This is a genomic window from Limnovirga soli (assembly GCF_013106755.1).
In the GTDB taxonomy this organism is placed as follows: Bacteria; Bacteroidota; Bacteroidia; order Chitinophagales; family Chitinophagaceae; genus Limnovirga; species Limnovirga soli.
The window spans coordinates 116,613-128,848 of the sequence record NZ_WHPF01000013.1; the positions used below are offsets into that span (position 1 = coordinate 116,613).

The following is a 12,236-nucleotide window of genomic DNA, read 5'->3' on the forward strand; positions in this document are numbered from 1 at the left end:
ATTTTTGATGGGTAATTTTTATAATTCATTTTGTAAAAAGAGTTTTGGCTACTGCAATATAAAACTCCTTTTTTATTACTCCAAAAAAATGAGCTGATGTAGAAACACCAGCTCTAATAATAAGTAAGTTAAACAATCCTGCCTAAAAAACATGAGCAAAATGCTCAATAATTTAAATACTGTGAAATCTGAAAAATTTATTCCATCATTCGAACTGACCTTCGTACAATTCCTGAGCAATTTCCTTTCCATAATACAGCTCGAAGTATTCGATTGGTTGCACATGACTATCCCCTGGTGTGATTAGGAGCTCATAATTGACTCCGGATTGTTTTTCTGTGGTAACTATAGGGTCACTTGGATTTGGTTTATCTATGGAGACCATTTCTGATTCTGTTCTATAGTCCTCAATCTTGAAATTAGGCTTTATGCCTAATGCATTGAACTCATCCCTTAGCATTTCTATTCCCTTTGCAATTGCCTCTTCGGAATCTGAATATAAAGAATCGAAAATATTTACAACATCATAACCCATCTTTATGAGCTTTATGTTTATTGAAAAAATAATTGCTGTTTCAAGTTGCTGCATCATTACTGGAAACTCTTTGTAATGTTTTGAATAAAACTCATTTCCTTTTAAAGCGAATATGGCTTCATAGCATGTAGGATAAGATTCTTTAAACTGGCTCTTTAAGTAGTTTTCTTTTTCTATTTCCTTCGTGAAAAATACCTTGCCGAAGAACTCTGCTTTAAACTCGCCTCTCTTATCAGCTGACACATTATTTAGGTGCATAAAATGCTCATAAAACCTTCCTTCCTCACATGCTTCCTGATATTTCAAAACATCTTTCTTAATAAAACTGTATTTCTTTTCTGAAAAATTCCTGAATAGAATTGATGCAATGAGAGGCTGTGAATTAGATATGTCAATGCCGATGAGAGGTTTACTGTTCAATCTAAGGAACTTTCTGTAACCTTTTTCCAGATTTGTGATGTTGGTATAAATCCGGCTATCCTTATCCGGTCTTGAAATCCTGAACCTGCCAGCGAGTAACTTGTAAACTGGGATAAATTTAGTGGGGATTTTGCCGATAATTTGGTACGGTACGGAAATGCCACTTATGTTAGGAACGAAAGCGCCACTTACCTGAGAGGCAATATTAGCATCATTTATTAGCTTAGGTACGAAAATGCCACTATCTAATACACCTATTTTAGTAAGGGTATTTGAATTAGAAATTAGTTCCTTTGACATATAATCATACACACCATCACACATAGAAATCTTTTTTACAATCTGAAAATATTCCTGCAATTCACCAAACAGTTTTGATTCATCCAGTTCTGACATCATAACATCGCTAGCATTATTTAAAGTTGAACGATTTATTAGAACGACATCGAGTGAATCATATTGTGGCTTGTACTTATAGGAAAACACACTGGCTTGGTAATTGGATTTATCAACTTTAAAAAGTCCTGCATTCACAAGGTCATTTATAATTCTGTTTACCTCCTTATTGTCACATGACAAAAGTTCCCTTGAAACCCTTTGAGAAATAGCAACTGTCTTCGTGTTGGTGTTCCAGCATCTTTCAACTGTTGCTGAAAACATTTCAATGTATTTGTAAAGACAAATGTATTTGTTTTTAAAATGTTCGTTATTTTCGGCAAGTAATTTCAATAAATCAATTCTTCCTGATGGGATGAATTTCATGTGAACTCCTTGCTTTATAATTTTTTTACGTGGCATTGCATATAAAATTAAAATGCCGGAAAGAAAGGTGGTAGTCTTTACAATCCGGCGTGAGTTTTAAACTCAAATATTTTTTACTTTCAACTTTTGACTACCACACCAAAAATTTACTCGCTATCATAATTTTAAATACTGACATATATTTTTTTTGATGTAGCAAAGATGTGACGGTGAAACATGAACTGGAAATCGGTTTTTTTAATTCCATGTTCAATTGAACTTAGCATTTCAGAATTTCTGTCCTCATATGATTGCCAAGTGCCGCCATGAATGGAATCTGGACCATATTTCCCATCAGTTTTATTGAATTTGTTAGGCTTATTCCATCGAAATTGCAACCTTCCAGGTTCGAAATGACCTGGTACTCTTCCAGTTTCATCTTTCTTTCTTCAAATGTTGTCCCATCAATCACTTTTATTCTGCCGTTTGCGGTTAAAGTGCCAGCAACTATGTCCTTTGTTGACTTCCAATTTTTACCGGTGTTGTAGTGGGTGATATTCGGGAGTAGGTTGTTCATGAATTGCTCAGGTTTTACTGCACATGGAGGTGGAAAACTGGGCACCCCGACATCCTTCCTGACCAACATGAAGATTGTCCTCTTCCTGTCCTGCCTGCCACCGTAGTTTTTTGCATTCATTATCTGGACTTCCATGTGGTAATTGTGTTTCAGAGTGTGTGCATAGTGACGCATCAACTCGGAGACGAATGGATTTACTTTATTATCAAACATTCCATCAACCTGTTCAAATAGGGCTCCAGCCGGCATAAATTCATCAACCATGTCAAACTGGTTGAACATATAATAGTTTGAATCCGCAAATGGGTATCTATTAGGATTGATTTTGGACAAATTGTGACAAACGCTACCCGAATTGATTAAAGCGATTTCACCTCTTTTTAATTTGACCTTGAATCGCTTTAAAAATTTGTTTACTGACTCAAAGTTTATATTATATATGTCCCCTTCAGCCTCACCGAATTGATAATGGCCCTGTGAGGTCCTGTAGTCTCCAATATCAAGCCCGTTATTCTCTGGAAGGTTGTTTATATAGAACTGTCCTGCGACGTCCCAATTGTCAGAAGAATACACATTTTTGAAGCCTGCCAGTTTCAGTCCTTTGGACATGCCGCCAACCCCTGAGAAGAAGCCGATGGTTGTTAAATCATAACTCATTATTTTACTTTTTTTATTGTTACAAAAATTGTGTCTCCGTGGTCGTTCATGAAGCTGTAGGTTTCCGTTGAAGATTTTTTATCCTCTTGTGGAACAAGACAGTACTCATAGTCCAGTTTTTCTTCGCCATCTATGTTCACTTTGAGCTCACAGTTGACTGCTTTAATATCAATTTTAAAATTCGGGCATGAAAAATTGAATTTTAAATTTGGTGGTGGCGATTCTGGAGTCAATTCTTTTTGTATTACAGATGGTTCCTTTTCAATTTTGCCACCTTTTCTTTGTTGGGCAATTTGATATGCATGAAACATTGTGAAATCTTCCTCATTTTCAACTCTGTCAAACAGATTTAAGTCAAAATTTCCTACGTAGCGAGTCCTATATACGGTAGAACGGCTACAACCTAGAATTGCTGCCACCTTATAATCAGCATTTTCTTCCTCGGTTTCAATTTCTTTGGCCCATTCTGGATAGATTTCGAGCTGATTGATTAGAAAATTGATTAGTAAGTAGAACTTTAAGTTGTTCCTTTTGTGATACTGAAACTGCCCGTAGCAAATCATCCTTGTGATTTCCTTTTCGGATATGTTTTCTATAACAATTACTTCAATTTCTTTTAGCCCATTTTCACTTGCTGAGATGAAAGACTCAGGATGGGTCAGCACTTTGTTGTCAATTGTTACCACAGGGCAATCGTAGTGGTTAAAAAATGCTGCCTCTTTAAGGTAAGTTGGTGTGATTTCGTTGTTTGGAAACATATCAACTACTGGGTGGATCGATAGAACCACCAATCTTACTGTTGTTCTTTTGTACTCGAACTTTTTTGTGTTCATGTTTTTTTAATTTAAGTGTATAATTAAGTACTGGACGCTGTCGTCAAAATTTTCATTAATCAGGTGATTTATTTTGCAGTTAGGCATAACAAATCCGTCAATAACGATGTCTTCAATTTTTAATAAGTAGTTGTTCATAATTTAATTGAGTTTTTATTTTTTACTTCATTTAAGGCAAGGCGAAGCCATGTGACTATTGATGGTCATTTGCCGCCAGGCATTTAAATATATTTTTTAGATTAAAATTTTAGGGTGTTTAAGTCTTCGCCCTTTTCGTTTATGATGCAAACCTAATCGGGAATTCTAGATATTTTGCATGATTTTGCACCTATCTTTTATCTTTTTTCAGATGCAAAATATCTAGAATTCTGACAGAACTTCGTGGGTTTTTATTCTTCCCTAATAGAATCAAAGTAGTCCCTTAGTATTTCATATAAGTCATCAATACCCTCGTATATTCCTCCAAGGCTTCTTATCTACCTTTGAAACCTTATGTACTCAAGATGAATATGTATTTATTTGATGTTGTCAATTGTTCTTTTGTAAATACCAGACAAATTTGACCCCCTTTAGCCAAAGCAATGTGACCCCCTATGAATACATTCCAAAAAAGTATTAATACAGGCCTGCTGAAGAAGACTAAAAAGATATAAAGAACAGTTGTTTTGTAGAACTAAACTAATGATTAATTTCAGTTCATTGATTTTATAAAAATTATTGCATTGTTTCTGCGGTACCTTTTTGTTTTTTTCTTTGGAACTCGCCACAAAGTTCTATTCGTATAGATTGGTGAACGATTCTATCCAGGATAGTATCAGCAAGCGTTTCAGGAAATGAGAACAACCACCAATTGACAGTCACTCCAGAACTTCAATAGTTGCTAATGCAACAATTGAGACTGTAACTTTCGCGGCTGCTTTCTTTGCAACAGCAAGGGTTGTCTTCAGCCCGGTAAATAAGAAGACAGCAATACTCCGTGGTGTATATGCGGATGGCAATTCTGGTTGTGGTTCTTACTTGATCAAGGCTGGCATGACGGCTTTGACAGCTTCTACTGAGTACAAGTGGAATATGATTGTTGTGGAATAACTATATAAACGCTCCCACCGTGTGATTAGGAGCTCCACACCAAGACGACAGGAATAAACAAGCAGATTATTTAGAATTGAGATTGAGGACGAATTTGGATAGTTTAAACGCAATCCGGATAAGTCCTTTTAATAATACATACTTCCGCTTAAATAATTCTACTGAATAGCCTTTTCAAAAAAAGCACCCACATAATAGTAATCGTTCTCTGGATGTGGTTTCTCATCATAACCAAGATATGGCTTTACAAGCACTTTAAGGTGAACATCCGGTAATCGATAATCGTAATAAATAAATTCGTCAATCTGCGTTAGTTTAGGCTTTCCGTATTTTGAGCTGAAGTCATCTATGAGGGCATCTTTTTCATCAGCAGTTACGGCGTAAAAGCTTTCAATATGTGCATAGATTGGCACAAACTTCTCTCGTTTTAAACTTGGATTATGGTAGGTTATTGAAAATTGTGAAAGAGTTCCCAATCCAATTATTAGCAAAAAGGCATCAACTTTCTTATTTGCCGAAAATTTGTAGATTAAACCCTTCTCTACAACCTTGACTTTTTTGCTCTTGATTAATGCATTCAATTGTGAGGAAATGTCTTTGTTAAGTTCGAGTCCTAACGGCAACACAGTTTTGGATTTTGAAGGCAAAACAGTTTCAGAGTTTAAGGGCAATACAGTTTCGGCTTGAGATTCTTGTTCATGGCAACTGCAAAAAAAAAGTGTAATGAGAAAGACAGTTTTAATATTCATACAATAGTTTATCGACACACAATATAATAAAATACGAAGTAAGCAAATGCCACTATATAATATACTTCTTTTTTAAAACTTAAATTTTCAAGGTTTCCTGTGATGTTCATTTGAACACCTTGGTTGATACTATAAGGATAAACAACGCTGGATGAACATCCCTTACCACAAATCAGTCCTTGCTAAAGTTTTGTCTGTCCTCTCCATGAAGAAACACATCCTAAACTTCCTTGTCGCCGTCGGAATGTACTCTGCAGGGACAAAGGTTTACCTTGTAGGAATCTTTACGCTTGTGATATTCGATGCGCTTACAGGCGTCATGGCGGCCAGACAATGTGATGAGAAGTTTGAGAGTAAGAAGTTCCGGAAGGGATGGATTGATAAGATTGACCTATACTCAATGCTCATGTTCAGCGTGTTCATACTAGAATACAAGCTGAAGACAATGGTTTCATACGACCCTCAGTTCATGTTGTTCACTGTGACCTTCCTGGTTGCTTCATACGAGTGCATAAGCGTCGTGGAGAACATATACACGATATATCCCAAGATGGCGATTTTGAAGACGGTAATGAGGCTCATTGGCAAGCTACAGGACAAGGTTGTAGAGAAGGCCGAAAACGCAATTGACAACTTGGGGGACGAAGGCCAGCATGACGGAGTTAAATAGTAACCAATTACTGAATTCTAAATCATTTCAATACCCAAATTCATTCTTATGTGTATTATAATTAGCGATTCAATTTTTCTGGATTCTTCTAAAAAATATTCGTAAGATTCTTTTGCACTGCGGATAGTTTTGCTTTTATAACTCGAATGAATATATGGATTTCCCAAAGCACCTTTATTTTCTTCAAGTGAACTCAAAGTGTCACTTAACAATTCTCTATAATCCAATAGTAGGTTATAAAGTATGTCTGTAATGTAAGGTTGATTAACCAATAAATAACTGGAAAAATCATTTAAGCTTTCTCTAGTTTTTTCTTTTATTTGGGTATCACTACTATTGTAGTAATCAAAAATCAATTTATTGCTTTTGAATAAGCGTTCTAACGTTCCTCTGTATACATCAATCCTTTCTTTGAATATTCCTGAAAATGAAATCTCATACTTCTTGAATCTTTTATTTACAGTTCTGACCATTATGATTCCGAAAATACCTGAGATGATTGCAGGTGCCAATGGCAATAAAATATCCCAATTTGTTTTTTGCATTCTTTTTTTTTAATAAAATAATCAATTCCATTTCCATCTATCCAATAGTTTGAGTCTATTTCTTAAAACAAATAATCCCCATTTTGATTTTACTTTATTTTTTTTAATTTTTCTATTTAAGAGAATTTCAAAGGTTAAATCTGGTTCAATAAAAGTTCCATTATTATAGCACTCGTTGCAAAATGCTGTATTTAAACTTCCATCTTGGTCAGTACCATTCTTAATCATAGAATCAAATTCAGTAAGGCAACTTTGACAGTATTGGTAATATTTTTTCTTCTCATTTAATTGTCGCTTAAATAATTCATCTTGTAACGTTTGCTGTTTTACAATCCCAAGTATTCCGATTAACATTAGTATCATGGAAAATGTTACAAAGTTATTTGTATCCTCAAATTCATCATGCAAGTCCTTGGAATAATTTTTTATTTTTTTTGTAAATAATTCTAGTTTAAGACTACCTAAATCTATTTTATTATTTAACCTTACAATATTCAAATACATTTTATAAAAATTATCATAGAGTATTGTAGTGTCGTAATTAGAATATTCAAAAAAAACCCTACCTGAATCATTATAACTTATTGGATTTTTGATGTTATTAATAAAAGCAAGTCTTTTAGATTCACTTTTTATGTTTTCAACTTCGTTATCAACTGACTGTCTTTCAACTTCTAAACTGTCCGCCTGATTATCAAATTGTATAGATAAATTTTCAAAAGATTTATAATAATTGATATAATCAGTATAGGTATATATTCCTAATCCTAAACCCAATAGAAATATCAATTTATTTAGATTATCAGGTAATGAAGGGATTGTCATATAATTTCTAGAGTTTATAAATGAAAATGCCGACCCCATGAAGAAGTCGGCATGTAAAATATAACAAATAAGAAACAAATCAAAAATTCAGTAGGGTAGAAGAAACATTCTTGTAGACATCAGTAGGCAATGATTTCAGATAGTGCTCTGTCGTTGCGGTTGAAGTGTGTCCCATCATATCACTTATGAATGCAATCGGCGTTCCGTCCAGCTTCATCTTCGTTCCGAAGGAGTGTCTAGCCAAAGCCAAGTTCAATTGAACATCTAAACCAATTTGTTCGCCAATCTTGTTCAGCTTTTTGTTCATGTGTCTCTTGAACGACTGCAACCTCTTTTCCATCTGCTCAGCCGACATGTCATTTGACAGGATAGGAAATATAAAGTCATCAGCATGTTTATTTGTGCCCCTACGCCTCTTCAAAATCTCTTTTGCCTCATCGTGAAGGTAGACAACCACATCCTTACCACCCTGCTTTGTCCTGCTCGTCTTGCTTCTTTCGAAGGAGAACATTTCGCCAACCAAGTATCTGTTGCGCAGGTGTAGAATGTCCTTTATGTTCATCCCGTTGCACAGGTAGGAGAAAAAGAAAAAGTCCTTTGCCTTATACTCTGCAGAACCAGCAGGCTTGTACTCAAACAGCAATTTCAAGTCCTTCGGATATAGAACTGACTTGCTGCGCGATGATACGCCGACCGAGTAGTCCTTGAATGGGTAGTTCTTCTGAGAAATCAGCCCCATCTTTATCGCCTTATTGAATATCACCCTAAGATGCCTTAGGTACATGTTCGTGGTCGATATGCTCCTTCCGTTCTTCTTCATCCATGCGGCGTACGACCGAAGGTAGTCAACATCAATATCCTCAAGGTTCATCTCCCCACGAAAGTTAACCAACGACCTTATCGTACCCCTATAAAGGATTGAGGTCTTGAATCTCTCCTCCTTGTTCAGTTCGTCAATCTGCTGGCCAAATAAGAAACCCATGGACGTCTTCGTGAAAGAATTTATGTCTGTTTCTCCAGCAAACATCTTTCTGAATGATTCCCTTGAAGGTTTAGGCAGCATCTCAAGAACCTGCTCAGCCTTCGTCTTGTAGTCGAATAGAATCTTCCTCAACGACTTCACCTCCTCGCTGCCACCCCTTCCTTCCAAAGCCTTGTCGAAGTCCTTTCGGGTAGCATAGACCCTAAGACCTGTTTTGAACTGCTGACCGTTGAGGTATATCCCAAGCTGAATGGGACATAAAGGGTTCTTCTTGTCTGACCCGGCTTTGGGGTAGCGGGCATCGAACTGAAGGTTAACCGAGTGATTTTTCTGTTTCATGTTTTATATTTTCACCGAAGATGCCGTGTGCAAGAATGGCGCATCCTACCCGTCGCGCTAAACAATTGCAAGGATTTTGCAAGATTGATTATCTTAGATACACAAAACCCTATATGATGGAACATACCAACGGCAAGCCGAAGGCAGAAATAAAGTCAAATACCGAGACAATTCAGGAAGGCAAGGAAACATGTGGAATCATTATGCCAATTGCAGATTCACCAGGATATGAACCAGGTCACTGGATTTCTGTTAAAAAAATTGTTGAAGCAGTAATAGACGAGGCAGGTTTTATTCCAAAGATGGTAAGCGATTCCGATGACATAAAAATTATACATACAAATATTGTCTCAAATATAGCCGACAATCCAATTATTGTATGTGACGTAAGCTCAAGAAATCCAAACGTTATGTTTGAACTTGGTCTCAGATTAGCTTTCGATAAACCGGTGGTTATTATAAAAGACGAAGACGGCAAAACCCCCTATTCATTCGATATTTCACCTGTGAAACACATATCATACCCTTCTGGTCTTCACTTTCACGAAATTAACGAGTTCAGGGATAAGTTAAAGGGCGCCATATGTTCTACCCGTGATGAATCTAGGAAAAAAGACTATTCACCTTTTTTGAAAAACTTTGCGAAAATAAAAGCAAAAACAATAAATGAAGAAGAAGCTGGCTTATTAACATTCTTTGAAAAGAAGTTTCAAGAATATGAAATTAGAAATGTTGCCCTGATAAAAAGTTTAATGAGTAGATTAGAAACAAAAACTGTTTCAAGTTTTGATTCCAAACAAAAAGAATATCAGGATTATAATAGTCCTATTGTAAACGAATTTAAGGATTTTATAAAAAGAAATTCAACTTCAACAAATTTAACTATTCCCCCAAGTATGCTAATTGAAGAATTTATAAAAGAAACAAGAAAAGGGTCACCTCTTATTGCTTCTTTAATTTCTGAAAGTAGTCAATTAAGGAAAATATTTCAAGATTGTGTTTTAGAACATCAGTCTAAATTTTGATAATTACATGATATAAACATCGCAATAGAACCCGCAATCAAACCAATGTAAATACTGCAAATAATCTCAAAATGGATTGGACCAGGAAAGACCATTTAGCTGGGTCGAACCGAATAGTCCACTAATTTTACAGGCTAAAGGATTTTTGTACAACCCAATGGTGGCGTGTGTTTCGGGGTATAATCAAGACAAATAACAGGGTGAATTGAGCAGGAGACAGGGGTTTTACCCCAGAAGGGCTAGGCCTTCTGTTAATCAGAGGGTCGCTGGTTCAAGTCCAGCTTCGGGAGCTAAAAGCTAAAAGCCATCAATTTTGATGGCTTTTAGCTTTTATACCTCTACCATGCTAAAGGCATGCACCCAAAGCAGAAATGTCTATTTATCTCTTTATTACCAATTACCCGCTGTAACGGAAAATGCCTGTACAATTGTAATCTACCTCTAATTGAGGATTTGCGCACAAGCGTGTACAATGTGAATTAATCGGGTTTGCTTTTGCTCATACATGTGATGGCGTACAAGAGTGCGACGCAACGGATGCCACAATAAAGCGCTTAAGATGGGCTCAAAAAAAAATACTTATCAGGCAGCTACCCTTTGCAAAATTACTTTGCAGGCACAGGCTGAGGTAACTGTTACCACATGAGGCAGATGTAAGGGAATGGATAAAAAATCTCCCGGCTCTAAGTGGTGTGTTAACTGGCCAATGGCTATGGTACAACTGCCTTCTACCACCAGAAATTTTTCGTAAGTGTCATCATGTACCTCTTGCGGGGCCATGGTTTTTATCCAAACAATAGCGGTTAATACACTGGCGTTATGGCCAATAATACGGGCAAACAGATCTTCGTCAGTAGCAGGGGCCTGCATATCTGCACGCTTCAACCACCCGGCAAAATCATTTATTTCCGATGTTTCGGAAAGCAAGGGTGGAAAAGAAGGGGCTTCGCCATGCGCCATGCGTTTCATATAATCTATGGTGGCCATTAAAAATGGTTTAACCGTTGGGTTGGGTTGCACCTCATTTGCTTTGGCAAAGTTTTCGAATTGGGCGGCAACCTCGTCTATAGCTGCACGTAGTGGTGGCTGGGCTGCTGCGGCAGCTTCCAATGCTGCCATTTCTGTGGGGGGCAATAAGCCCAGCACATATTCTTCAAGCATGCCCGATTGTATGTAATGCTCAATATCTGTCATGGTACCTGAAGGCGAAGATAATTTATTATTTATACTAAGTGGTGGTTGAACCTGGCCATACAATAGGCATTAAGCATTCTTGCGTCGCAGGCTTGTACTTTTAGTAACATATAGCAACAGGCATTGTGTTTATTGAAACAACTTTTCTATCAGTAAATTCACTACTTCTACCAAAATGAGTATAATAATAATCCACTCCAGCACCACACTATTACGATATTGCAACAGGTCTTTAAACAGTTCCAGGTTTTCTTTTACAATTTGCAGTCCCTCCTGTATGGTTCTGAAACGGGCCTGCAAATCGAATGTTTTCTTTAGGCCAATATCAAGTTTATTCAGGTTTTCATCTTCCCAGGTTTCTTCAGGCGAATCAAATATGTACAGGTTTTCGGCAATCCGGTTTTTAATATTCAGGGTTCTGCCAATATACTTTTTCAGGTTAATACCACTCAGGTCAAGCTTGCCTTTCTTTTCCAGTATTTGTGTATGGTAATTGGTTTCCTCCAGCAAAATATTGGTTTGATGGTTAAAATGGTCTAATGCCACACTTTGCGACACATTTAGCATAATCAACCGCAGTACTTCAATATCCGCAGTGGTAATTTCAATTTTATTATAGCCCAGTTTATTCTTTGGGGCATTGGTTTCAATATCAAATTCTTCACTTAGCTTTTCACCAAGCAATGTTTTACAATAGGGCGAAATAACCTGTATAAAAGCCGTCATCTCTACTTCGCTATAATTCAAAAAGCAAACAATGCCATATTTAAAAACATAAATCAATTTTTCTGTACCAGTATTGTAAAACAGTTCTTCAGAATCGGCATAATATATTTCGGCGGTAAACACCGTTTTAAAGGCTTTAATATCAATCCCATCCGCAATTTGAAAAGCCAGCACTTTTAGCATATAACACAAAATTTTGTTGTAAGTATACCTTGTATATTAAAGTTAATACATTAAAACGGGTCAATGTTTTTTAATGCAGGTATAACATGGGTAAAATACAACTGCCATGCATTGCATGGCAGCCTGTGGGTATCTAAAGGCAGTTT

General features: G+C 36.5%; 12 protein-coding genes. 2 read left to right on the forward strand and 10 right to left on the reverse strand.

Annotated features, from left to right (window positions below; genetic code table 11):
• Nucleotides 1-205: 205 nt before the first annotated feature.
• The 5 genes from GD597_RS17270 to GD597_RS17285 form a co-directional block, all read right to left on the reverse strand.
• Nucleotides 206-1,753, reverse strand: coding sequence for a hypothetical protein (locus tag GD597_RS17270; RefSeq protein WP_171609154.1), 1,548 nt, complete (start codon nt 1,751-1,753; stop codon nt 206-208).
• Between the two features lie 223 nt (nt 1,754-1,976).
• Nucleotides 1,977-2,930 carry a DNA cytosine methyltransferase gene (locus GD597_RS17275; protein ID WP_171609155.1) on the reverse strand — a complete coding sequence of 318 codons (954 nt, stop codon included), beginning with the start codon at nt 2,928-2,930 and terminating at the stop codon, nt 1,977-1,979.
• On the reverse strand, nt 2,930-3,763 hold the full coding sequence (locus GD597_RS17280; protein WP_171609156.1) for a hypothetical protein: 834 nt from the start codon (nt 3,761-3,763) through the stop codon (nt 2,930-2,932). The genes GD597_RS17275 and GD597_RS17280 overlap by 1 nt, the downstream gene beginning before the upstream one ends.
• Nucleotides 3,764-4,477: 714 nt before the next feature.
• Nucleotides 4,478-4,624: an ATP-binding protein gene (locus GD597_RS22225; RefSeq protein ID WP_394353251.1), complete on the reverse strand. Its 147-nt coding sequence runs from the start codon at nt 4,622-4,624 to the stop codon at nt 4,478-4,480.
• A gap of 386 nt (nt 4,625-5,010) precedes the next feature.
• Nucleotides 5,011-5,601: a hypothetical protein gene (locus GD597_RS17285; protein WP_171609157.1), complete on the reverse strand. Its 591-nt coding sequence runs from the start codon at nt 5,599-5,601 to the stop codon at nt 5,011-5,013.
• Between the two features lie 151 nt (nt 5,602-5,752).
• Here GD597_RS17285 and GD597_RS17290 point away from each other — a divergent pair, with 151 nt between their 5' ends.
• Nucleotides 5,753-6,271: a phage holin family protein gene (locus GD597_RS17290; protein WP_171609158.1), complete on the forward strand. Its 519-nt coding sequence runs from the start codon at nt 5,753-5,755 to the stop codon at nt 6,269-6,271.
• Nucleotides 6,272-6,288: 17 nt separating this feature from the next.
• On the opposite strand, the gene GD597_RS17295 is transcribed toward GD597_RS17290, so the two are convergent.
• From GD597_RS17295 to GD597_RS17305, 3 genes are all read right to left on the reverse strand, one after another.
• Entirely contained in the window at nt 6,289-6,816 is a 528-nt protein-coding gene (locus GD597_RS17295; protein WP_171609159.1) for a hypothetical protein, read from the reverse strand.
• A 21-nt stretch (nt 6,817-6,837) separates the two neighbouring features.
• Nucleotides 6,838-7,641, reverse strand: a complete 804-nt coding sequence (locus GD597_RS17300; protein ID WP_171609160.1) for a zinc ribbon domain-containing protein — start codon at nt 7,639-7,641, stop codon at nt 6,838-6,840.
• 79 nt (nt 7,642-7,720) lie between these two features.
• Nucleotides 7,721-8,962, reverse strand: coding sequence for a tyrosine-type recombinase/integrase (locus GD597_RS17305; RefSeq protein ID WP_171609161.1), 1,242 nt, complete (start codon nt 8,960-8,962; stop codon nt 7,721-7,723).
• 113 nt (nt 8,963-9,075) lie between these two features.
• Here GD597_RS17305 and GD597_RS17310 point away from each other — a divergent pair, with 113 nt between their 5' ends.
• Complete coding sequence (locus GD597_RS17310) at nt 9,076-9,987, forward strand: hypothetical protein (RefSeq protein ID WP_171609162.1); 912 nt, start codon at nt 9,076-9,078, stop codon at nt 9,985-9,987.
• A 582-nt stretch (nt 9,988-10,569) separates the two neighbouring features.
• Here the strand turns inward: GD597_RS17310 and GD597_RS17315 are convergent.
• Both GD597_RS17315 and GD597_RS17320 read right to left on the reverse strand, forming a co-directional pair.
• Nucleotides 10,570-11,181, reverse strand: a complete 612-nt coding sequence (locus GD597_RS17315; RefSeq protein ID WP_171609163.1) for a cupin domain-containing protein — start codon at nt 11,179-11,181, stop codon at nt 10,570-10,572.
• Nucleotides 11,182-11,310: 129 nt separating this feature from the next.
• Nucleotides 11,311-12,090 carry an RMD1 family protein gene (locus tag GD597_RS17320; RefSeq protein ID WP_171609164.1) on the reverse strand — a complete coding sequence of 260 codons (780 nt, stop codon included), beginning with the start codon at nt 12,088-12,090 and terminating at the stop codon, nt 11,311-11,313.
• Nucleotides 12,091-12,236: the final 146 nt, after the last annotated feature.